The following is a 22,096-nucleotide window of genomic DNA, read 5'->3' on the forward strand; positions in this document are numbered from 1 at the left end:
CAGAGGAGGCCGGAGATGACGGACCAGGACCACCTGCACACCGCGCTGCTGCACCTCGGTGGCCGGGTGCCGGACGCGACGCTCGCCGACGCCCGGCTGCGGCTCGCCGACACCGGCACGGTGTCCCTGCCCGAGCCGCCCGGGCCGGTCGACCTGCCGTTCACCTTCGCGTCGGCCGTACCGAACCCGCGTGTCTTCGGCGGGCGGGTGCCGCCGCTGGCCGACCTGACCGGCCGCGAGGGCCTGATGGACGACACCGACCGGGTCGCCGTCGCCGCCGTGCGGCAACAGCCCGGCGCGGTGGCGCTGTGGCGCGGATGGCGGATCGCCCCGGAGTGGGCCGCCTCGGTGATCCCGCCCGCGCCGGTCTACGTGCTGGAGACGGAGGGGCCGCGGGCCGGGACGGCGGCGAACGTCATGCGGGCGCTGGGCGCCGCCGGGATCTCCGCCCCGCTGGTCGAGGTGTACCGGCCCGGCGACAAGCTGCCGCCGTACTCCGCGGCGGCCCGCCGGTCCGGCGCGCTGCTCTGGGCCGACCGGGACACCGAGCCGCCGCGGATCGCCCGCGTCTTCGACGAGGTGGACGACGACGGGGCACGCTTCGCGCCGGACCACGAACGGCTCTCCGGCACCGACCTCGCCCGGGCGGCGGCGTACCTGGAGACGGGCACACCGGTGCTCGCCACCACCGCACGCGGGCCCGACGTGGTGGAGCCCGAACGCGGCCGGGTCGTGCCGATGACCTACCGCACCGACGGCCGGTGGCTCTGGCCCGAGTCCGTCGCCTACTACCTGCGGGCCTACGGGCTGGCGCCGGAACCGGACCTGCTGGCCCACATCCGGTCGCGCGGCGGGCTGCCGCCGGTCACCGACCCCGCCGACGAGCACCGGGCGCTGGCGCTGCTGTTCCAGTCGTACGCCCTCGTCCCGGCGGAGGCGGAGGCGGAGGCGTGACGATCTTCGTGGCGATCGCGTCGTACCGGGACCCGGAACTCGTGCCGACGGTGCTGGACTGCCTGGCCAAGGCGGCGCACCCGGAGGACGTCCGCGTCGCGGTGTGCTGGCAGCACCTCGGCGACGAGGACATCTCCGCCATCCGGAACCTGCCACAGGTCGACGTGCGGGAGTACGACGCCCGGGACAGCCGTGGCGCCTGCTGGGCCCGGGACCAGACGTTCCAGCGGTACGGCGGCGAGGACTGGCTGTTGCAGGTGGACAGCCACACCCGGTTCGCGCCGGACTGGGACGTCCGCCTGATCCGGATGGCGCGGGAGACGGGCGCGGCGAAGCCGATCCTGACCGCGTACCCGCCGAGCTACGAGCCCGACCAGGAGTTCACCGGCGCGGGCGCGCCCGCCGAGATCATCGTCAGCGACTGGACGACGTTCGGCGTGCCCGTCTTCGGCCAGCGCCTGATCGAGGGGGCCGCGCCCGGCGTACCACCCAAGCCGGCGCTCTTCCTGGCCGCCGGGTTCCTCTTCGCGCCCGGCTCGTTCGTCGCCGAGGTGCCCTACGACCCGGGCATCTACTTCCACGGCGAGGAGATCACCCTGGCCCTGCGCGCCTTCACGTGGGGCTACGACCTGTTCCACCCCACCGAGGTGCTGACCTGGCACTACTACATCCGGCAGGACCGGCCGCGGCACTGGAGCGACCACGTCGAGCAGGACTGGGCCCGCTGCGAGGAGCTGAGCCGCCGCCGGGTGCTCTACATGCTGCACACCCCGCCGGCCGACCGGCTCGGCATCGGGCCGGTACGCACCCTGGAGCAGTTCGTGGCGCACACCGGCTGCGACTTCACCCGGCGCACCTGGACCGACATGCTGGCCCAGGAACTCGTGCTGCTCTGATCAGCTCCCCCGCGCCGGCTCCCCGGCCCCGCTCGACCAGCGGGTCTCGGCGATGGCGGTGGCGAGCCGGGCCAGCTCCGGATGCTGCCGCGCGTACGACGTGACGTGCTCGGCCAGCTCGTACTGGGACTGCCAACGGACCTTCCCGGCCCGGACCAGCGCCCGGTCCAGCGCGAGCGGGTCGCCGCGCAGGTGACGCCGGACGTCTACCAGGACGCCGGTGAGCGACTGCTCCTGCTCGTCGGTGCCGGGCAGCGCCGTCACCATGGCCGGCAGCGCGGCCACCGTGTCGTCGTCCATGCCCGGCACCAGGCCGATGAGCGCCTTCTCCCGCGCCTCCGGGCGGGTCTCGGCCAGGTACGCCATCCCCGCCTCGTCTGCGGCCAGGTGCCGCAGCGCGGGGTCGCGGCTCAGCTCCGCCACCGCCGCCGTCACGTCCGGCCCGACCGGAACGGCGTCGCCCGGAACGGTGTCCTCGGGGGCGGGGTCAGCGGGTACGCCGCCGGCGGTCGCCCCGGTGCCGGCGGGCCCGGTGTCCTCGGGAGCGGCGACGGCCGGCCGGGCTGATGCCGGGGCGGCGTAGGTCCGGTGAGGGCCGGCCTGCTTCGCGAGCGCCGCCTCGGGGACTGCTGGATCCACACGGGTCGCGGCCGGCTCCACCGGGGCAGCACCGGCGGACACGGCTGTCGTCGTGGCCGGCGCCGCCTCGGCCGATCCGGCACCGGCGCCCGTTGCCGCCCGGCGGCGGGCACGCAGGCCCAGCAGAACCGCGGCGAGCGCCGCCAGCCCGGCGAGCGTCAGCAACGCCGCCCGGCGGCCGATCCCGGTGGTGGAGCCGGACACCGGTTCGGCAGCCTGCGCGCGGGGCGCCTCCTCGGGCAGCACGGCCGTGACGGAGGCGGTCAGGTCGATCTCCGGCGCGACGCCGCCGGTGGTCCTCGCGGTCTTCAGCACCCGGTTGCGGACCCGCGCCGGGTCGAGGTCCGGGTACGCCGACCGGATCAGCGCCGCCTGCCCGGCCACGTACGCGACGGCGAGGTGGGTGCCGGTGCCGTTCACCGGCCGCGTGCCGGTGATGCCGAGGCTTGTCACGTCGACGCCGGGCGCGATCACGTCCACGCCGCCGGAGCGGTAGCGCTCGGCCGTGCCCCCGTCCGGACCGATCCCGCCGACGCGCAGCACCGCGTCGTGCAGGGGCACGTCCGGGTCCGGCGCCGCCGCCTCGCCCGCGGCGCCAACCACCACCACCGCGCCCTGGTCGACCGCCTCGTTGACGGCGGCCACCACCTCGGCCTGACCGAGGTCCACCTGCGGCCCGAGCGCGATGACCGACGCGCCGGAGCCGACCGCCGCCCGGATCCCCGCGACGCTCGCCGCGGCCGAGGCGCCGGGCGTCCGGCCCGCCACCCGGACGGGCATGACCGCCGCGTCCGGCGCGACCCCGGCCACCGTCGACCCCTTCACCGGCCGCGCCACGATCAGCCCGGCCATCGCCGTACCGGTGCCGAGACAGTCGGTGTCACCGCGGGCGGCGCCGGCCGCCCGGTCGACGCCCGTCGTCACGCGGCCGGCGAGCGAGGGCAGGCTGCCGGCGACGCCGGAGTCGACGACGGCCACGAGCTGGTCCCGGCCCCGGCTGTGCGGCCACGCCCGGTCGGCGGCGACGCGCGGACCGGCCCACGGCGACCAGGCGCGCGCCGTCGCGGCGGTGCGGCACCCCTTCGGCGGGCCGGCCGCCGCGTCGCCGTCGGCATCCGGTTGCCGCCCGGACGGCGTGGACGCGCCGGGCGTCCGCTTCGGGGCCGGCGGGACGCCCTGTCGGACCTCGCTGCCGTACGCGTCCCACGGCAGCACGAGCACCCAGCCGGCCCGGAGCCGGGCGCCGTCGGTCAGGGTGGCGCCGTCCGGCTGGATCCGCCCCGCGTTGAGGGTGAACAGCTCGGCCGACCGCGCGCCGTCGCCGAGGAACCGCTCCGCGATCTCGGTGAGGTTCTCCGGCTCGCCCTGGTGGGTGGCCCCGACCCGGTAGTACTTGACCTGTTCACCGTCGGCGCGGGCCGCCGGTGCGAGCGGGGCCAGCGCGAGCACTGCCACCGCGACGACGACGGCGAGCGAGGCCCGGACCACCGCCGGTGCGGTCCGGGTCACCCGCCACCACCCCGGGTGCCGGCGCCGGTCACGGGCGTGGTCGCCGTGGTACCGCGAACGCCGGGCGTCCGAACCATCAGTCATCGATCCACTCTTGAGCCCGGTCGAGAAGACTGTCCATACCAGACGGGCAGGCTAGCATCGCGGACTCCCGACGCCCGGCGGCGGTGCACCTCCGGTCGAGTACGCGGTCATCCGCGGAGGGCCTGCCGCCCTCCGCGGATGTGCCGGAGCCACAGCCCGGGTGTCACTGTCCGAAGCTGCCCGAGGCCCTGGCGCTCTCCGCGTCGGCCAGCAGCCGCGCGATCGCCGTCTTCCGCCGGTTGACCACACCGGCGAAGTTCACCAGGATCCCCATGTACACGACAGTCTCCGAGGCCCACATCGCCAACCGGGAGCCCCCGCCGGGCTGCGGTTCGATGTCGATGGACAAGGTGATACCACCCCGGATTCCACGCCGCCGCATATTGATCATTCCCGGCCCGTTCGCGCCGGTCCACAACACTGCGCGGGGACCACCGAAGGCCCCTCGTACGACCTCGGCGGCCAGTGCGGTATCGCACGTGGTGTCGACGGTCGTGGTCGCCGTGGCATTTCGTGTCTCGACGAACTGCCAGACGAGAATGCCGATCAGTGCGGCCACGATGCCGAAGCAGACTAGTCCTTCCACGGTGTTCATTCCCTCCTTGCGATCGGACGAAGTCGACGCCGATCGCGGGTCAGCCGCGCTGCGCGCGGATCTGCTGGAGCCGTTGCTGCTCGTAGCCGGTGAGCAGGGCGTCCGGAAGCCCTCGCGCGGCCTTGAAGGCGATGCCCGCGTCGATCAGCGGCCACGCCGCGGGAATCGTCAGCACGTCCCCGCCGAACATCTCCCAGACGAGCCGGGCCGCGCCGAAGGTCGCGAAGCCGCCCTGATCGTCGGCGACGAGGTCGCCCAGGGCGGCCAGGAAGCCCTCCCGGTCGCTTCTCGCGTACTCGTACAGCGACCCGACGCGTTCCCACATGCTGCTGTCGTCGATCCCGCTGCCGTGCACGTCGAACGAGTACCGGCCGAAGAGGTCGAGCCACCGCAGCATGTCGTCCGGAAACGGCGAGCTGGACGGTCGTCGGAAGAATGCCATGCCCCCTGCTGACGGACAGCTGTCCGTCAGCAGGGGGCGAGGTCCGGCAGCCGGTGCCGGCGACGCACACGAGGACGGTCACCGCGTTGGTTCGACGCCCGCCACCTACCTCCTACGGATACCTGGCGCCACCCGAGGCGGCAGTGCGGGGCTGGGAGTGCCGCAACGACGGCTGCTGGACGAGCGACGTCCCGGCGCCCCGGTCGTGGCCGCACCCGTGTCCGACGTGCGGAAGGCCGACCGATGCGACCTTCGAGGAGCCGTGGGCGCACGAGGCCAGGGGACAACGGATCAGGCACGACCTGGACAGCCCGGACGACGACCGGCGGCGGATGGCCGAGGCCGCCCGGGATGTGTGGGCGTACAAGGACGCACACCTGCGGGGCAGCCCGGCCGAGGCGCACCGGGCGTGGACGGCGCACCGTCAGACCCGGCCGCGGCAGTGGCAGAGCACCGGCGACTTCAACCTCTGGCTGGGGAGGCTGGAGGACCTGGTCCGCGTCGCCAGCGCGTTCGACGACCTCGACCTGGCGATAGAGGACCTGCTGAGCTGCCATCCGTTCATCGACACGCGGAACGTGGACGAGGACAACCTGACACGGACGATGGCCCGCGCCTACGTATCCATGTGCCTGATGGTTTTGAAGCGCGAATCCTCGATCGGCCACCCGCAGGAGAACGCACTCTTCGCAGCGCTGCGCGACGTCGCGGACCGCATCTCCGGCGTCCTGCTGCCCGCGCATAACGCCGCCTTCCGGAAGATCGCCGAGATGCGGGCGCTGCACCACACTCGCGCCGCTCTGGGGCGGAACAGGTCGGCCTCCGTTCTCGTGGCGGGTATGCCGGCCGTCCTGGCACCGCGCGTCCTCCGGGGAGGGCCCGCCCCGACGGGCGACGTGCCGGACCTCGCCACCGTTGCCCTGTCGGACGAGGGGCGCGTCCTCGCTGTCGCCGAGGCGGCCCTCGCCATGGCGGAGACCCACGACGACACCGCGCCGCTCGATCAGTTGATCGACCGGCTCGACCTCACCGGTTCCAGCCGTGGTCTGGTGTCTCTGCTGCGGGGCCGCCGCCACGTGCTGAACGGGAACCTCCGCGCGGCGGTCGTGGAACTGACGAGCGGCTGGCAGGCGCAGGACAGGCTCTCCCGGGCGTTGCGGCCCCAGATCCTCGCCACCCTCGGCCTGGTCGCGGCGGCCAGCCATCCACATCGACTCGACGAGGGCATCAGATGGTGCCGGTCAGGCCGGGCCGCGGGCTCGCGGTGGTGGCGTCGTGCCACTGCCGCGGATGCCGCGCTCGCCAGGCTGCTGTTGCGACGGGCCGCGTCGTCCGGGGCCGCGTCCGCCGGCGACATACGCGAAGCGGTGCGCCTGGTCCGTGGCCGCTGCCGCCCCTGGCGCCGCCCGGACGCGGACGATCGCCTGCTGCTCCAAGAGGCGCTGTCCGCCCGGGACGCGCTGGCCGGCGTACCGAACGACGAGCGCCGCCACCGGGCGTGGCGCGAGTCGATGGACGCCACCGGGACCATCGCCGCGCGGGCCCGGCTGGCGGTGGCGTGGGCGGAGTGGGCCGTCGGCACTGGTGATGCCGGGTACGCCGCCGAGGCGTACCAGTACCTGGTGGATCTGGCCTCCCAGGACGCCGTCACGCGATACGGAGCGCGCGCGAAGCAGCGGGTTCTCGCCGCCGCGCAGGAGTACGCCGAGGAGGCCGGATACTGGCTGGCGCGAACCGGACGTTACCGGGAGGCGGTGCTCGCGCTGGAGACCGGCCGGGCCGTGGGACTGACCGAGGTGATCGGCCGGGACGACGCGGCGGTGCTCCAGCGCCTCGGAGCGGCCGGCCGGGCGGACCTCGCGGAGGAGTACCGGCATGCCGTCGAGGACTTCGACGATCGGACGCGCCTCTCCTCCCCCGATCTACGGCAGTCGTGGTCGCACCTCCGTGACGTCGCCGGGCGTGTCGCGGAGGTGACCGGAACGGACCCACTCGCCCTCTTCGCCGACTACGACACGATCACCGCCGAGACCGAAGACGGCGCTTTGGTCTACCTCGGCGCCGCGAAGGCCGGCGGGTACGCGCTCGTGGTCGCCGCACGCCACGACCCGCAGTACGTCGACCTGCCCGAACTGGACCGCGCCACGGTCACCGAGCTGGTCCGTGACGTGGCGGCCGGTACCCCGACGGCATCCGGTCGAACCGTCTCCTTGAGCACGAGCCCGCTCCTGCCCGGGCTCCGCGACATCGAACCGCTCGGAGCGACGGGCGTCGACCGGACTGCCGCGGCGCTTCGCACCCTCTGGGAGGCAGGGCTGATGAACGTCGTCCTGTGGAGTGCGAGGGGACGGGTGGTCACGCTGGTGCCCGTGGGCCTCCTGAGCCTCCTGCCGCTGCATGCCGCCGGAATGCCCGGCATCCCTGGTGACGAGGACACCGAATGGCGTCACGTCGGGCAGTTTTCGGCGATCCGGTACGCGCCGAACGTCCGGAGCCTGCGACGATGCCGCAGCACTGCCCGGCAACTCGCCGGCCCGGAGCAGACACTGCTCGCCATCGACGTGCCCGACGGGCACGGCACGAGCCTCGGCGAACACCTTCGGTATGTCGGCCGGGAGACCGCCGAGATCACCCGCAGATGGAACGGCAGGCCGACGTCGCCACGGCACGGCTGCACCTGGGCGGAGTTCCATGCCGCAGCCGACAGACACACCGTGTGGCACATCGCCTGCCACGGCAGCGTCGACCCTGACTCGATCATGGACAGCAGGCTGTACTTCGCGGACCGGCAGGTCACGCTCGAGGAACTACGCCGGACCTTGAAGCCGAGCCGCCGCCGCCTGGCGGTGCTGTCCGCCTGTCAGACCAACCGCAGTGGATCGGCGCTGCCCAACGAGACTGTCGGCCTGCCCTCGGCCCTGATCCAGATCGGGTTCGCCGGGGTGATCGCGACCGCCTGGTCGGTCGACGATCTCGCCACCACCTACCTGATGGTCACGTTCTACCGGCTGTGGTGCCAGGAGGGCTGCGAGCCTGCCGAGGCGCTCAGCCGTGCCCAGCGGTGGCTCCGTACCGCGACGCGGACCGACCTGGCCGCCCTGCTGCCCGATGTCGAGCCGCCGGGCCGGGCGGACGACCGTCCCTACGTCGATCCGAGGTACTGGGCCGCGTTCGCCTACACGGGGGCATGATTCCCGGCACACCCGCCAAGGCGTCCTAGGAGGCTGATGTGCCGGGCGGCGCGGCGCCGGCAGCGAGCGGCCGCTACGTCACGGGCAGGGCCCGCCCCCGCAGACGTCGATCACCTTGCCGGTGAGCAGGAACACCGCCTTCTGCCGCTGGGCGCCGGGCTGGGCGCGGGGGAACTCGTGCGAGTCCTCGCCGTACTCCGGTCCGGCGGGCGCGAGGTTCGTCGTCGGCGGCGCGTACGCGGCTCCGCTGTTCCAGACCACCATCGCCGAGCCGGCGTACGGGTACCTGCGGATCGGCGCGATGCCCCAGAACGGCCGCACGTCCGGTGACCAGCCGTCGGCGAGCGCCGGGGCGTGCAGGCGGGCGCCGATGGTGCGCGCCTGCACCTCCGCCGCGGCGGTCGACACCTGGTGGTCGCCGAACGCCACGTGCATCAGCACCCGGTGCGCCGGGGTACGCGGCAGCGGCCGGTCGGTCATGTGCTGGGCGTACCCGTTGGCCTCGGACCGGTCCCACAGCATCTGCAGCAGGCCGAAGATGAGCTGCTGGTCGATCCGGTCCGGGTAGTAGCCGTCCATGACCGTCTGGAACGGGGCGAAGTCGACGCTGCGTTGCAGCAGCGTGGAGTAGTTCATCGCGGGCACGCCGAGCACCGAGCGGGTCCAGTCCTGGGCGATGGCGGTGAGCGCGCCGCCGTTGATGCCGCCCTGGCTGTTGCCGTCGTAGTGCAGTCCGCCGGCCACGTCGATCAGCGGCCGACCGGCGGCGTCGCGGAACGCCGGGTGGGCGGCGAACCCGTTGCGGTGGATCATCGTCCGGCCCAGGAAGAGGAAGTTCAGGAAGCTCTGCTGGAGCCGGTCGGCCACCGCGGGGAAGGCACTGAGGTCGGTGAAGGCCCCGGCGACGTACGGGACGTCGGCGGCGGCCATGCCGATCCAGCTCGTCGCGCAGAAGGTGAAGTCGTACGTCTGCGACATGGTCTTGACATTCGCGGCGTTGATCTCGGTCGGGCGGCCGAGCAGGCCGTGGCCGTAGAGCGAGAGGTGTGCGGGTCTCGTGGCGGACGCGCTGCGCGGGATGTTGCAGACGAAGTCGGCAGCCACCGTCGTCCCGGACGGTGTGGGCAGCGCGTCGCGTGTCGGCGGGGTGCCGTCGCCGCCGACCGGCCCGTAGTGCAGCCGGGAGCCCGGCCCGCCGTCGCCGGTCAGGTAGGACGGCACGGTGACGGTGCCGGTGACCTGCCGGGCGATCAGCGGGTCCTGCTCCGGCGTGTAGTCGGTGACCTGCGAGACGGTGAACGTGGGCGAGCGGCGGCCGAGCGCGGCGAACGCGCCGTCCCGGACCGCCAGCATCCGCCCGCTCAGCCCCTGCCGGCTGGCCACGGTGAAGTCCCAGGCCAGGTAGAGGCTGTGCCGCTTGACGCCGGCCCGGTTCAGGTCCGCGAGGATCCGCTTCATCTGCGGCGCGCGCGGGTCACGCCGGTCCAGGCCGGAGCCGGTCACGTACTTCCGGAACGCCTTCGGTGCCGGGATGAGCGCGCCGTCGCCGTCTCGCATGCCGCGCAGGCCGACGACGTACCTCGTGCCCTCGGTCAGCGCGACCGCCGGCCGGATGATCAGCGCCTGCCGGTCCGGGCTGCCGGCGGCGTGCGCGTCCAGTTCGGCCCAGTACGGCGTACGCCTGCCGGTGCGCGCGTCGAGCAGCACGATCGGCGCGTCCGGCGCGAGCGATCGCGCGACGTCGGTGACCGGCGCGATCCGGGTCCGCGCGGCGTCGAGACCGGGTACGCGCGCCAGGATCGGCGAGCCGGGGCTGAACCCGTCCTGCCGGTTCCACTCGGCCGGGTCGATCGGCACTCCGAGCACGTTGGCGGGCATCGCGGAGGCCGCGAACCGGACCCGCTTGCCGGTCGGGGTGCTGCGGTCCGGCACTGTGAAGTAGTCGTTGGGGAACGGCAGCAGGCAGGCCGCCGGGTCGATCGGGTCGCAGGGCCGCTGCCCGGCCGTCGCGGGAGGCGCGGACGGCGCCGCGGCGGCACCGGAGCCGAGCAGCACGGCCGACGCGGTCACCAGCGCGGACACGGCGAGACGGAGCCGTCGGGGTGTGCGCACGCGCGTCTCCTTCGACATCGGACGGTGGGTTTCTTCCTACGCTCGTGAACGGATCTCGGCAAGGCACTCACGTCCACCGGAGGACGTCATGAGCACTCCCGCCCCCACCCCACCGCCTCAGCTCCAGGTCGCCCTCGGCACGCCGGGGATCCCGGCTCGGTGGATCCCCCTCGCCGAGCGCGAGGGGGATCGGACAGGGCTCGTGGCCGGCCAGCCAGCGTTGCTGCCGCGGCGGGGGCAGGACCCGGTCCAGTTCGGCGGCGCCGAGCCGGCCGGCGGTGTGCACGACGTTGCGCAGCCGCACCCCGGCCGACTCCCGCCTGCGGATCTGCTCCCGCTCCTCGTCGTCGAGTCGATCGCGGGGTACGCGCCGGAAGGCGATCTCGACGATGTCGTGCCACTTCCGGCGGTGCATGCCGAACCGCGCCACCACGTCGACGGCCTGCCCCACGTACCGCTCGCCGTCGGCGAAGGTCAGCTCGTAGATGCCACATCGGCCGCGTGACTTCGGCAGCAGGTGCGCTATCGAACCCACACCGTCGACAGTCAGCTGGTCGACCTCCGTGCCGTCCACAGTGAACGATGATAGGCGCGTCAGGCACTGCCTCCGGGCGTCAGGTCACGAACCCGGTGCCGCCCCGAGCCCCGACGTCTCCGCCCGGGCCCGGTCTCCGTCCGGCGGTACGCCGAGAGCGGCCGACAGGACCCGTGCGGCCCGCTCGGCACCGCCGGCCGTGACCAGGGCGAACACGAACCGGTCCGGCCGTAGCACCACCAGGTCGGCGCCGTGCCGCCGCAGCCACCCGCCGAGCACCCCGTCGGCGTCCACCACGTCGACCCGGTCCGGCCCACCGGCCACGGGAGGGCCGGAAAGCGGATCCGGCAGGTCGCCGGACGAGCCCGGCAGGCCGGCGAGCGGCGTGCCGGACGGGTGGACCGCGACGAACCGCACCGGCAGCCCCGGCCGCCACGCTCCGAGCGGAGCGTCCACTCCGGCGGCGCCGAGCACGACGAAGCCGTCGCCGAGCGCCTCGTCGAGCAGGCACTCGCCGGGCACGCCCGGGATGAGCACGCGCGGCTGGGGGAACATCGTGCCGACCACGCCGTCGCGCCGCCCGCCGGCCATCAGGCCCCGCCGGTACGCCGGCACCGGCTTGAACTCGAACCGCTCGACGAACCGCCGTACCCGGGGGATCGTCTGGACCGCCCGCAGCGCGACGTCGCGCACCCCGGCGGTGACCCGGTTGCGGGCCAGGAAGACGCGTCCCAGCCGGACGCTCGTCTGCGCCATCTCCACCGTGTGCGGGCGCCGCTCCGTCTCGTACGTGTCGAGCACCGCGGGATCGGCGGCGCCGGACAGCACCAGCGACAGCTTCCACGACAGGTTCGCCGCGTCGCGCAGGCCGCTGCACAGGCCCTGGCCCATGAACGGGGGCATCTGGTGGGCGGCGTCGCCGAGCAGGAACACCCGCCCCTCCCGCCACCGCTGGGCGATGAGGTGGTGGAAGGTGTAGACCACCGCGCGGGTGACGGCGAACCGATCCGGGTCGACGTACGGGGACACGAGCGCGGCTACGGTCTCCGGCCGCCGCATCCGCGCCTCGGTCTCACCCGGGCGCAGCATGAACTCCATCCGGTAGCTGCCGGCCGCGCCGGGCGACACGAACGCCGGGCGCTGCCAGTCGCAGACGAACGTGGTGTCCGGCACCCGTACCGCCTCGGGCGGCACGTCGCCGGAGACGGCCAGCCACGGCTCGGCGTAGCTCGCCCCGGACAACGGGATCCGGACGGCGGCGCGGGTGGCGCTGCGGGCACCGTCGCAGCCGAGCACGTAGCGGGCGCGGACCGCCCGCCGCTGCCCGGTGCCCACGTCGGACAGCAGCACCGTCACGCCGTCCTCGTCCTGGGCCAGGCCGACCAGTTCGGTGCCGAGCGCGAGCTGGACGTGCGGGAAGCGGTCCAGCCCGGCGCGCAGCGTCCGTTCCAGTCGCGGCTGGTCGAAGAAGCGCAGCGGCGCGTGCCCGTACCCGAAGTCCGTCTCGGACAGCTTCATCCGGGCGAAGGTGCGGCCCGCGCGGTTGACGTACTCGACGAGCGGCGGCGCGATCGTGGAGTCGCGTACCTCGTCGAGCAGGCCCGCCTGCTGGTAGACGCGCAACGCCTCGTCGTCGCAGGAGAAGGCCCGCGGCTGGCCGTGCGGCGTGGCGCTGCGCTCCACGACCAGCGTGGTGACGCCGCGCGCGCCGAGCAGGTTGGCGGTGAGCGCACCCACCGGCCCGCAGCCGATCACGGCGACCTCGACCTCCGGCTGAACTGATCCCATCAGTGGTGCCCCTTCGAAACGTGCCCCGGGACGGCTCCGGCCGCCCTACCCGACACCGACCAGGGCACCAGCCCGGCGTGGAAGGGGCGTGGAGAAGGCGTGGAAGCGGGCCTCCACACCGGTCAGAAGCCGGTGAACCGGGGCAGCAACAGCCCGGCGCCGTGGTCGGCGGCGATCCGGGCGCCGAGGTCCCACTCCGCGCGGTCGCGCCGGGCCGCGCCGCGGATCCGGTGCAGCTCGGCCACGAAGACGCGCTCGCCGACCCGGTCCGCCACCGCCAGCGCCTCCCCGGCCAGCGTCGCCGCGGTGTCCGGACGGCCGGCGGTCAGGTACGCCTCGGCCATCGCGCAGAGCGTGATGGTCCGGGTCGAGCGCAGTCCGGGCCGGTAGAACTCGTCGGCGGCGGCGCGCATCGCGTCGAGCCGGCCGTGGTCGCCGCCGCGCGCCGCGGCCCACTCCAGGAAGTACGCGCCGGTGGCGGTCATGTGCGGCAGTCCGGTAGCCCGGCCGATGTCCCGGCACCGCCGTCCCGCCGCGTCGGCCGCCGCGACGTCGTGTTCCTGCATCGCCAGCCAGGCCGCGTAGAGCGCCGCGTTCGCCCGGCCGTACGGGTCGTCGAGCTCCTCGGCGAGGGCCTCGGCGGCGGCGATGTCGGCCCACGCGCCGGCCGGGTCGCCGCGCATCGAGCGGACGAGCGCCCGGAAGTTGTGGCAGGCCAGCACCGGCCGGCGGCCGGCCCCGCGGCGCAGCAGCGCCCGGTCGACGGCACGCAGCCGCTCGATCCCGGCGGTGAGCCGCCGCTCGCCCTCGGCCTGCCGGCCGGTGAAGTAGCCGACGGCGCCCAGCAGGTACTCCCCGGCCACGGCGATCAGCCCGCTGCCGTCGTCGGGTGCCCGCACGAGCCGCCCGGCGAGATCGGCGCAGATCGCGTACTCGGCCCGGTTGGCGGCCAGTTCGCCGAGCGCCCAGAGCGCGGGCCCGATGTCCGCGTCCGGGCCCACGAGTGTCAGCAGCTCACGGGCGCGGGCGCAGACCCGGTCGACAGCGTCGCTGCCGACGCCCACTGTCATCTGGAGCAGGGACGCGCGGTGCAACTGGACGGTCAGCTCGGTGGCTGCCGCGTCGGGCGACACCGGCGCGGCCGGGGCCAGGCGGAGCGCGGCCCGTCCGAGGTGGCCGAGCGCGTCCTCGTAGGCGACCCGCCGGGTGGCGTCGTCGGCGGCACGCAGTGACCACCGCAGGTGGTCCTCGCCGTGGCCGAGCCCGATCGCCTCGCCGTAGTGGTGGGCCAGCTCCGCCGGTGCGGTGCCGGCGGTCCGCTCGTACGCGGCGGCCAGCCGGGCGTGCAGCGCGGCCCGGCGCGGCGGGACCAGCTCGGCGTAGGTGACCTCGGCGATCAGCGGATGACGGAACGCGAGCGCGCCCGGACCGGTCTCGACGACAAGCGCGGCCGGGTACGCCGGGGCGAGGTCCTCGGCGACCGCCTCGGCCGTGCGGTCCAGCGCCGCCGCCAGCACCGCCAGGTCCAGGTCGTGTCCGGCGACGCTGAGCAGGTCGAGGCAACGCCGGGTGGAAGCGGGCAGCCCGGCCAGCCGCAGCCGCACCGTGTCCCGGATGCTCGGCGGCAGCTCCGCGTCGGCGCCCGCGTCGGCCCGGGACCGTAGCAGCTCGGTGAGGAAGAACGGGTTCCCGCCGGTGCGGGTCACGAGCCGGGTCACCTGCGGCTCCGGCGGCGCCACGCCGGTGCGGTCCCGGACCAGGTCGGCGACCGCCGCGGCGTCCAGCCCGGCGAGCCGGGCCTGACCGAAGCCGCGTCCGCGCGCCAGCTCGGCGACCGTCGCCATTAGGGCCGGATCGTCGTCGTACGGGCGCAGCGTGGCGACCACCAGCGCCCGCGACGCCGGCAGGGCGGTGGCGAGGAACCGCAGCAACAGCAACGAGTCCGGGTCGGCGGCGTGCAGGTCGTCCAGCACGACGAGCAGCCCGCGTTCCCGGGCCGCCGCGTGCACCAGGTCGGCCACCGCCTCGTACACCTGGAACCGTGCCGTGGGGTCCAGACCGTGACTGTCTGCCGGCCCGGCCGGCGAGCCGGCGGCGAACCCGTCCAGCCGGTGCGCCGAGCCGGCGGCGTGGGTCCGCGACATCGCCGTCAGCGCGCGTACCACCTGGCTCCACAGCCAGAACGGCGGTGCCTGCCCGACGTCCGGACAGCGACCCCAGACCACCGGGACGCCGGTCGCGGCGGCCCGCGCGCCGAGCGCCGCGGCGAGGCTGGTCTTCCCGATGCCGGCCTCCCCCACCAGCGCGAGCACCCGCCCGCCCTGCCCGGTCGCCGCGTCCAGCGTCTCCCGCAGCAGTTCGAGCTCCGCGTCCCGCCCCACGAGCGGCCCGCCGTCCCGCTCCGGCGCCACCCCGGCCGGACGTCCGGCCGCCGCCCGGCCGCCGGCTCCGGCCGCGGTGCCGGGGTCCTGCGGTACGGCGGGCTCCGCCGGTACGGTCTGCGCCAGGATCAACCGGTGCGCCGCGCGGATCTGCTCGCCGGGGTCGAGCCCGTACTCGCCGGCCAGGATCCGGCGTCCCTCGTCGAAGACGGCGAGCGCCTCGGTCTGCCGTCCCGACCGGTACAACGCCAGCATCAACTGCGCCCGGGCGCCCTCACGCAGCGGGTTCGCCGACACGAACCGGCGCAGCTCCGGCAGCAGCGTCGCGTGCCGGCCGGCCGCGACGGCGGCTGTCAACCGCCCCTCCTCGGCGCTGGACCGCAGCTCGACCAACCGGGCCGCCTCCGGGCGCACCGCCGCCAGGTCGGCAACGCCCGCCAGCGGCTCACCACGCCACAACGCCAGCGCCTCGGTGTAGATCCGCTCGGCGTCCGCCGGCCGCCCGGCCGCGAGCGCCTCCGCCGCCCGGTCCACCAGGGCGCCGAACCGGACCGCGTCCACGGCGTCGGCGTCCACCCGCAGTTCGTACCCCCCGGGGTGACCGCGCAGGACGCGCGCAGGCTCGCGGTGGGACCGTTGCGGTTCCACGGCCCGGCGCAGCCCGGCGACGTACGTGCGCAGCGTCGTCTGGGCGCTGGCCGGCGGCCGTCCGTCCCAGAGCGCGTCGACCAGCCAGTCGGCGGTGACGAACCGGTTCGGGCGCAGCAGGAACAGGGCCAGCAGGGCTCGCTGCTTCGGCCCGCCGAGCGGCGCCACCCGCCCGTCGCGGACGACCTCCGGCGGACCCAGCACCCGGAACTGCACAGTCACCTCGACGACGACCCTCGTGTCCGACGCCGGGTCAGGCCGCCGCCATCTCCCGCAACTTCAGCACCGAGCGCCAGTTGCGTGTCGTCCCGACCATCCCCGTCTTCTTCTCCACGAAGGCGTTGCCGATCTTGCTGCGCCCGTACCCGTCGGGCACGTGCACGAACACGTCCCGGCCGACGAGCGTCAGCGTCCCGGTCTCGCCGGGCGGGGACGCGAGCGCCGCCTGCTTGTCCGCGCCGGGATCGCTGCTGAGCATCGTCACCAGCAACTTCGTCAGATCGGTCTGCCCGGCGGCGTACGGATTCGCGGCGATCATCGCGTCCAGCTCGGCCAGGCTGCGCAGGAGCACGGGCACGTCCCGGCCCCACCGCCGCTCGATGGCCCGGCCGATCTCGGCGAGGATCGCGGCCTCGTCGGTCTCCGGACAGCCGAACACCACGTTGCCGCTCTGGAGGTAGGTCGCCACCTGGTCGAAGCCGCAGGAGACGAAGACCTCCTTCAGCTCCACCATCGCCATGGAACTGGCGCCACCGATGTTCACCGCACGCAGCAGAGCGACGTATCTCGCCATGACTCGGGATGGTAACCGGCAGTGGCGTCACCGTGGTACGTCCGTGACCTCGACGCACCGGCCGACAGTCGCCTGCGTACGCTGTCCGGGCAGGCCGGCGGTGCGAGCCGGCCGCCTCCCCGCCGGTTCCCGGCACTGACGTCGAGGTGGGACTGACCGACCCGATCACGGGCGCGGCGGCGCGCAGTTCGCGCTCGTCAGCCGCACCGAGTACTCGCGGTCGTCGGACGTGATCCCGGACGGCACGCCGTCGAAGTGAGCCTCCACCTTCTCCCAGCCCCGGCGCTGCTCGTAGTGCAGGTGCGGGGCTCCGGAGTTCCCGGTGCTGCCGACCCGTCCGAGCTGGTCGCCCCGGGCCACCCGCTGACCGGCCCGCACCGACGGCGGTTCGAGCAGGTGCAGGTACTGCGTCTCCCACTTGCCACCATGGTCGATCTTGACCCAGTAGCCGCCGCCCCGCCCGCGCGGCCCGTCCGGGTCCTGCGGGGTACGGCCACCCAGCGAGCCGTTGATCCCCGCGACGGTGACGGTGCCGTCGGCGGAGGCGAGCACCGGCCGCCCCCACGCCTCCCCCGCTGTCGGGAAGAAGTCGACGTCGTAGTCGTCGTGCCCCGGATAGGTGGACAGCCGCCACGTCTCACCGCACGCCACCGGGAGCTGGAAGTCCGGTCGGGGGCCGGGCGGCCGCACCAGCGGCACCACGACCGCCGCGACGGCGGCGAGCGCAACGAGGACGCCGACGATCAGCAGGACGCGCGGGAGGCGGGAGCCGCGGGGGCGCTCGGTGGTCATCGTTTCGAGCATGACAGGCCGTGTCCGGTGGCAGACACGGGTCTGCCGATCAGCGACGCACTGGCTAGTCTCATGGCGCTCGCCACGACTAGGAACGGCGGAACGGCGTGACGGACCATCAGCAGGTGCCGGTGTGGACCCTGGCGACGGAGCCCGGGAAGATCTCGCGGGCGGCGGAGCTTCCCGTGGACCACAAGGGCATGTCACCGGAGCGGTTGGCCGGGCTGCGGCAGGCGCTCGCCGCGTTCCTCGACACGCCGCTCGTCACGGTGGAGGCGTACCCGCTTCCGCCGGCGACGGACATCCGAGGCGGACGGCTCCTCGACGCCGCGTCGCCGCTCGCGATGGAGCTCCGGCGGCTGCTGAAGACGCCGAACGCCGGGTCCGCGGCGACGGCCGCCGCAGGGTCGACGGAGACGCTGTACCGCATGGTCGTGCCGAGGTCGGTGGCCTCGCAGCTCGGTGACGGTCTCGTCCGGTCCATGCCGTCCAAGGCCGTCGCGGGTGGCATCCATGGCGATATCCTCGGCAGGACGGGCATCGTGCAGAAGGCCACCTTCGTGCCGGTGGCGGCCGACGCGTCCCGGCCGGGCGTCACGGGGGCGGTGAGCGGCACCGCGAAGGCGGCGACCACCGCCGGTATCGTCACCGCCGCGGCATCGTTCATCCTGCTCGCTGTGGCGACCGCCGCGAGCGTGTACGCCGAAGAGCAGCGTCGTAAGGCCATGGAGAGGGTCACCGAGCTTCTCGAGGAGCTGACCGCCGAGAACCTCGACGCGGAACGCGACCGCCTCCACGGCGCGACGGCGGCCGTCGAACGGGCGACCGCGCTCCTGCTCGACAAGGGTGAGGCGGGACATTCTCTCGGCCTGGACGCGGCCGTACACACGGTCGACACCGCCATCGCCGCGGCCCGACGCAGGGCGGGCGCATGGCGGGCGAAGGTCGCGGCGTTCTCATCCGACGGGGTGGAGGTCGCCGACCTCATCAAGGTCTTCCCCGGGATCGACAAGCCCGACGGCGCCTTCCGCGTCGAGCTCCGGCTGGCGTCACTGGCCATCGCGACGAAGCGACGGGTCGCGGTGCTGCAAGCCGTCGAGCACGCCCAGAAGTCGCCCGAGCTCAGTTTTCGCCGCTTCACCGCGATGTTGCAGGACGAGCAGCGGAGCGTGGACGAACTCCAGGACGAACTGCACGCGCTCCTCGGCGCCCTCGCGGACCTGCGGCTGCGGGCACCCACCAAGAGCTTCACCGATCGCCTGCTGACCCAGGGCGAGGTGAACAACCTGCTCGCCTGGCCGGGTCGCCTGCGTCAGCTCGCGGCCGAGGAGACCGTGTCCGTGTCGGATCTGCCCGATGTCGAGATCGGCCTCGTCGAGAAGGAGGACGGGAAGGTCCTGGTGCTGCCCACCCGGGCGTTGCCACGCGACCGGGTCGCTTAGGGGCGCGCGGACGCTGACACCAGGTCCTATCCCCTCAGCCATCGCGCGACGAGTCGGTGGTCCGCGTCGGTGAGGCCGCGGCGGGCATCGACGCGGTGCAGGAGCGCCGGCGCGCCGTGGTTCCCGGCCACCCACCTCCGGTCGGCGTCGGTGATCTCGTCGTCCAGCCAGACGAACCGGCGTCCGGCGGCCCACTCGACGAGCCGCCGTGTCTTCCAGTGCAGCCGACCGCCGTCGTCCTCGTCGTCCGGCCAGTCGACGACCGGCAGCGGAGGCAGCCCGAGCCGCGGCGCGAGCACCTCGTTGGCGTCGTGCATCCAGGTCGTGGCCCACACGAGATCGCACGGCAACGCGGCGACCCGCCGGCCAAGGCCGGCGTCCAGACCGGCCAGCAGTGGGTTGGTGCCGTCCTCCGGCGGCCCGGCGGAGCCGCCGAAGGGCAGAAGCGTCCCGTCGACGTCCAGGAACAGCAGCGGACGATCAGTCATCGCCTGCCGCGCCGGAGGGTTCGCCGGTCCTGGCGTCCATCCGGGCCTCAGCCCAGCTCGATGACGGGCCGGGTCAGGATCTCGTCGGCGTATCCGTCGTCGGAGGCGACCCACTGGCCGAAATCCTCGTCGCGGTACGCGGTCGCCAGGGTGAGCCAGCCCAGGAAGAAACCGCTGCCGCCGCAGGTGGCACCGCCGCCGTCCCCACCGCACACGACGGTGCGCTCGGTCGTCGCCTCGTGCCGGTATGGGTCCTGCCCGATCGCCAGACCCCAGAGGTTGTCCTGCCGGTGCGGGCCGGTCCTGTGGTCGTACGGGTAGCCGTCGCCGGGGCAGTCGTCACCCCAGCGGAACAGCGTCGCCGCGCCGGCGCCACACGCCCACTCCCACTCGTCCGGAGTGGTCGTCCGCAGGCCGAGGTCGGCCAGCCCGGCCATCGCGTCGTCGTACGAGACCTCGCGGATCGCCCGGGCGCGCACCACCTGCCCGGCCCGGTCGAATTCCACGGCCAGCCCGTCACCCGACCGGAAGGTGCGCACCCCGCCGAACCGGCCCCCGGCCGACGAGACCAGCTCCCGCACGCGAGGGTCGTCCGGCGCCAGCGGAACCTCGCACGGGTCGAAGGCGTCCACCGCGACCAGCATCGCCGGCATGTCGACGTCGCGGACGGGCGACGTCATCGCGTCCACGTACTCCGTCAGCGACGGAAGGCCGAACTCGGCGGCGCTGTCGGCGTAGTCGGCGGCCTGGTGCGCGGCGGGACGGAACCGGGCCGCGTCGTAGCCGAGCGTCGACCGGCCGCCGGGGACGAGAGCGAACCGCATCCCGCCGCGGTCGAACAGCGCCGTGCGGTGCGACCGCCCCGCGTACGCCCTGTTCTCCACACCGGCCACTGTCAACTCGTGCCGGCCGGCGATGTCCTGGGCCAGCCGGCCGGCAGCGCTGTCGGAGAGGTCGTTCCACTGCGCGGAAGTGAGATCGGCGTACGACACCGCGAAAGGATAGCCACGGGCTCCGACAACACCGGATCGACGCCGAGCTGTCCGGCTACGCGGCAGCGCGCGACCCGCCGACGAAGCAGTCAGGCGCCGTCGACGTCGGGCGGTTCCTCCGTCCAGCTCGACGCCGCCGCCCGCGCCCACCTCGCCGGCCTCGCGTGGCCGGCGAGGCGCAGCAGCCGGCAGATGCCGGCCCAACGGGTACGCCCGGCGATGCACCAACTGCTCGCCTCGATGACCGAACACCCCGCGTTCATCCTCGGCCGCCGCACGGACGTGCTCGCCTCGAAGCGGATGAGCCATCCGGCGGTCGGGCCGATCACTCTTCACTACGAGGCGCTCGCCCTGCCCGGCGACCCGGACCAGACGCTGTTCGTCTACACCACCGATCCCGGCAGCCCGTCGCACGACAGTTCCCTGGCCGTCCGGGCCGAGCCGGCCCCCGGCAGGGCCTCGTCCACGCCGCTGTCCGACGCGAGCAGGACCGAACCGAACCCGTCCTGACGCCGGCCGGGCGTCGTTCTCAGGCTGGCGAGGCGTCCGCGGCCCGCGGGGCCCCGGCCAGCCGGTCGCGGCAGAAGTCCCGGAACGTCCGGGCCGGCCGGCCGGTCACGTCCGCGACGGTCGTCGTGACCCGGTCCTCCGAGCCCGCGGCGACGGCCGTGTCCAGGCCCGCGAGGAAGCGGGCGTAGTCGGGCGCGAGGCCGTGAGCCTCGTGGTACGCGGTGAGCGCGTCCTCGTCGACCGCACGGTGCCGGACCGGGTGACCGAGGAGGTCGGTGAGCGTGGCGGCGACGTCGGCGTAGCTCAGCCGCTCGGGACCGGTGATGACGTGCTCGGTGTCGTGGGGCGCCGGGTCGGTGAGGGCACGCACCGCCACCTCGGCGATGTCGGCCGGATCGACGAAGCCCACGCGGGCGTCGTCGGTGGCGCTGACGATCTCGCCACGCTCCCGGGCGCTCGCGGCGTGCGGATGGTCGCCGACGAAGTTCTCCATGAACCAGGACGGTCGCAGCACCGCCCACTCGGGGATCATCTCGCCGAGCTGGGCCTGTACCTCGCCCAGTCCCGGCGTGCCGGCCTCGATCGCCGACGAGCTGAGCAGGACGGCCCGCCGTACCCGGGCGTGCCGGGCCAGGTCCAGGAACGGCAGCATGGTCGGCGCCGGGTCGGCGTCGCCGAGGGGCGCGATCAGGTAGAGCCCTGTCACACCGTCCAGCGCCGTGGCGTGCGTGCTGCGGTCGTACCAATCGAAGCGGACGCCCTCGGCGGACGCCCGGCGGCTGGCGACGCGGGCCCGGCGGCCGGCGGCGGCGAGTCTCGCGGCGACGAGCCGGCCCGTCGTTCCCGTGCCTCCGACGACGAGGATCATGCCCGCACCCCCTCGCCGAACAGTTCCCGCACGGCCAGCGGGTTCCAGTAGTCGCGGTAGCGCACGATCCGCCCGGCCCTGATGGTGAGGACGGCGATGTACCGCAGCCGGTACGGCTCGCCCGTGGCGACGACGACGCCGGTGGCGGTGAACTCGGCGACGATCACCTCCGGGTCCGCGGTCTGGTGCACGGTGACGTCGGCGATCTCGCGGATGTCCAGGGTCCGCGGGTAGTCGATGAGGTAGTCGTGCAGCTCGGCTCGGCCGGCCACCCGGCTGGGCCGCCCGGCCGGCGCGAACGGGAACTCCATGACGGCGTCGTCGGCGAACAGGGCGATGAAGCCCGGCATGTCCTTTCCGAGCAGAAGATCCAGGGCCTGGTGGAACACATCGGTGGGGGTACTCGGCACTGCTGTTCCTTCCTGTCGCGGGCCGCC

General features: G+C 74.2%; 18 protein-coding genes. 5 read left to right on the forward strand and 13 right to left on the reverse strand.

Going from position 1 to position 22,096, the window contains the following annotated elements:
- Positions 1-15 precede the first annotated feature (15 nt).
- Positions 16-954 (forward strand): hypothetical protein, encoded by a 939-nt coding sequence (locus tag AB0D28_RS18460; RefSeq protein WP_357387184.1) that lies wholly within the window; start codon positions 16-18, stop codon positions 952-954.
- Complete coding sequence (locus AB0D28_RS18465; RefSeq protein ID WP_357387186.1) at positions 951-1,850, forward strand: GlcNAc-transferase family protein; 900 nt, start codon at positions 951-953, stop codon at positions 1,848-1,850. The genes AB0D28_RS18460 and AB0D28_RS18465 overlap by 4 nt, the downstream gene beginning before the upstream one ends.
- On the opposite strand, the gene AB0D28_RS18470 is transcribed toward AB0D28_RS18465, so the two are convergent.
- The 3 genes from AB0D28_RS18470 to AB0D28_RS18480 all read right to left on the reverse strand — a co-directional run bounded on the left by AB0D28_RS18470 (position 1,851) and on the right by AB0D28_RS18480 (position 5,119).
- The gene (locus tag AB0D28_RS18470) at positions 1,851-3,998 is read right to left on the reverse strand and encodes a S8 family serine peptidase (protein WP_357387188.1); all 2,148 of its coding nucleotides are present in this window, start codon (positions 3,996-3,998) and stop codon (positions 1,851-1,853) included.
- A gap of 247 nt (positions 3,999-4,245) precedes the next feature.
- Complete coding sequence (locus AB0D28_RS18475; protein ID WP_357387190.1) at positions 4,246-4,677, reverse strand: hypothetical protein; 432 nt, start codon at positions 4,675-4,677, stop codon at positions 4,246-4,248.
- 40 nt (positions 4,678-4,717) lie between these two features.
- Complete coding sequence (locus AB0D28_RS18480; protein WP_357387192.1) at positions 4,718-5,119, reverse strand: hypothetical protein; 402 nt, start codon at positions 5,117-5,119, stop codon at positions 4,718-4,720.
- Between the two features lie 332 nt (positions 5,120-5,451).
- On the opposite strand from AB0D28_RS18480, the gene AB0D28_RS18485 reads away from it, so the two are divergent.
- On the forward strand, positions 5,452-8,310 hold the full coding sequence (locus AB0D28_RS18485; protein WP_357387194.1) for a CHAT domain-containing protein: 2,859 nt from the start codon (positions 5,452-5,454) through the stop codon (positions 8,308-8,310).
- Between the two features lie 78 nt (positions 8,311-8,388).
- Here AB0D28_RS18485 and AB0D28_RS18490 read toward each other — a convergent pair whose 3' ends face one another.
- From AB0D28_RS18490 to AB0D28_RS18515, 6 genes are all read right to left on the reverse strand, one after another.
- Complete coding sequence (locus AB0D28_RS18490) at positions 8,389-10,422, reverse strand: hypothetical protein (RefSeq protein ID WP_357387196.1); 2,034 nt, start codon at positions 10,420-10,422, stop codon at positions 8,389-8,391.
- A 67-nt stretch (positions 10,423-10,489) separates the two neighbouring features.
- Positions 10,490-10,996: a GIY-YIG nuclease family protein gene (locus AB0D28_RS18495; RefSeq protein WP_357387198.1), complete on the reverse strand. Its 507-nt coding sequence runs from the start codon at positions 10,994-10,996 to the stop codon at positions 10,490-10,492.
- A 45-nt stretch (positions 10,997-11,041) separates the two neighbouring features.
- A complete protein-coding gene (locus tag AB0D28_RS18500; RefSeq protein WP_357387200.1) occupies positions 11,042-12,745 on the reverse strand; it encodes a bifunctional 3-(3-hydroxy-phenyl)propionate/3-hydroxycinnamic acid hydroxylase in 1,704 nt (567 codons plus the stop codon).
- A 122-nt stretch (positions 12,746-12,867) separates the two neighbouring features.
- Entirely contained in the window at positions 12,868-15,996 is a 3,129-nt protein-coding gene (locus AB0D28_RS18505) for a BTAD domain-containing putative transcriptional regulator (protein ID WP_357387202.1), read from the reverse strand.
- A gap of 31 nt (positions 15,997-16,027) precedes the next feature.
- Entirely contained in the window at positions 16,028-16,567 is a 540-nt protein-coding gene (locus tag AB0D28_RS18510; RefSeq protein ID WP_357387204.1) for a DUF1697 domain-containing protein, read from the reverse strand.
- A 165-nt stretch (positions 16,568-16,732) separates the two neighbouring features.
- Positions 16,733-17,359 (reverse strand): M23 family metallopeptidase, encoded by a 627-nt coding sequence (locus AB0D28_RS18515; RefSeq protein WP_357387206.1) that lies wholly within the window; start codon positions 17,357-17,359, stop codon positions 16,733-16,735.
- Positions 17,360-17,484: 125 nt separating this feature from the next.
- On the opposite strand from AB0D28_RS18515, the gene AB0D28_RS18520 reads away from it, so the two are divergent.
- Positions 17,485-18,801, forward strand: a complete 1,317-nt coding sequence (locus tag AB0D28_RS18520; RefSeq protein ID WP_357387208.1) for a hypothetical protein — start codon at positions 17,485-17,487, stop codon at positions 18,799-18,801.
- 26 nt (positions 18,802-18,827) lie between these two features.
- Here AB0D28_RS18520 and AB0D28_RS18525 read toward each other — a convergent pair whose 3' ends face one another.
- Both AB0D28_RS18525 and AB0D28_RS18530 read right to left on the reverse strand, forming a co-directional pair.
- On the reverse strand, positions 18,828-19,289 hold the full coding sequence (locus AB0D28_RS18525) for an HAD domain-containing protein (protein ID WP_357387210.1): 462 nt from the start codon (positions 19,287-19,289) through the stop codon (positions 18,828-18,830).
- Positions 19,290-19,336: 47 nt separating this feature from the next.
- Positions 19,337-20,281 carry a hypothetical protein gene (locus AB0D28_RS18530; protein ID WP_357387212.1) on the reverse strand — a complete coding sequence of 315 codons (945 nt, stop codon included), beginning with the start codon at positions 20,279-20,281 and terminating at the stop codon, positions 19,337-19,339.
- Positions 20,282-20,473: 192 nt separating this feature from the next.
- Here AB0D28_RS18530 and AB0D28_RS18535 point away from each other — a divergent pair, with 192 nt between their 5' ends.
- Positions 20,474-20,791 carry a hypothetical protein gene (locus AB0D28_RS18535; RefSeq protein WP_357387213.1) on the forward strand — a complete coding sequence of 106 codons (318 nt, stop codon included), beginning with the start codon at positions 20,474-20,476 and terminating at the stop codon, positions 20,789-20,791.
- 19 nt (positions 20,792-20,810) lie between these two features.
- Here the strand turns inward: AB0D28_RS18535 and AB0D28_RS18540 are convergent, their stop codons facing one another.
- Together AB0D28_RS18540 and AB0D28_RS18545 are read right to left on the reverse strand one after the other, a co-directional pair.
- On the reverse strand, positions 20,811-21,659 hold the full coding sequence (locus AB0D28_RS18540) for an ergot alkaloid biosynthesis protein (protein ID WP_357387215.1): 849 nt from the start codon (positions 21,657-21,659) through the stop codon (positions 20,811-20,813).
- Positions 21,656-22,069, reverse strand: a complete 414-nt coding sequence (locus tag AB0D28_RS18545; RefSeq protein ID WP_357387217.1) for a nuclear transport factor 2 family protein — start codon at positions 22,067-22,069, stop codon at positions 21,656-21,658. Before AB0D28_RS18545 ends, AB0D28_RS18540 begins: the two co-directional genes overlap by 4 nt.
- Between the last annotated feature and the right edge of the window lie 27 nt (positions 22,070-22,096).

The sequence above is a fragment of the Micromonospora sp. NPDC048169 genome (genome assembly GCF_040652815.1).
GTDB lineage: Bacteria > Actinomycetota > Actinomycetes > Mycobacteriales > Micromonosporaceae > Micromonospora.

Bases quoted from the DNA above. Each gene is read 5' to 3' on its own strand.
- AB0D28_RS18480 (WP_357387192.1), bottom strand. From the start codon at position 5,119: ATGGCATTCTTCCGACGACCGTCCAGCTCGCCGTTTCCGGACGACATG.
- AB0D28_RS18460 (WP_357387184.1), top strand. From the start codon at position 16: ATGACGGACCAGGACCACCTGCACACCGCGCTGCTGCACCTCGGTGGC.
- AB0D28_RS18515 (WP_357387206.1), bottom strand. From the start codon at position 17,359: ATGACCACCGAGCGCCCCCGCGGCTCCCGCCTCCCGCGCGTCCTGCTG.
- AB0D28_RS18485 (WP_357387194.1), top strand. From the start codon at position 5,452: ATGGCCGAGGCCGCCCGGGATGTGTGGGCGTACAAGGACGCACACCTG.
- AB0D28_RS18500 (WP_357387200.1), bottom strand. From the start codon at position 12,745: ATGGGATCAGTTCAGCCGGAGGTCGAGGTCGCCGTGATCGGCTGCGGG.
- AB0D28_RS18540 (WP_357387215.1), bottom strand. From the start codon at position 21,659: ATGATCCTCGTCGTCGGAGGCACGGGAACGACGGGCCGGCTCGTCGCC.
- AB0D28_RS18535 (WP_357387213.1), top strand. From the start codon at position 20,474: ATGCCGGCCCAACGGGTACGCCCGGCGATGCACCAACTGCTCGCCTCG.
- AB0D28_RS18525 (WP_357387210.1), bottom strand. From the start codon at position 19,289: ATGACTGATCGTCCGCTGCTGTTCCTGGACGTCGACGGGACGCTTCTG.
- AB0D28_RS18510 (WP_357387204.1), bottom strand. From the start codon at position 16,567: ATGGCGAGATACGTCGCTCTGCTGCGTGCGGTGAACATCGGTGGCGCC.
- AB0D28_RS18475 (WP_357387190.1), bottom strand. From the start codon at position 4,677: ATGAACACCGTGGAAGGACTAGTCTGCTTCGGCATCGTGGCCGCACTG.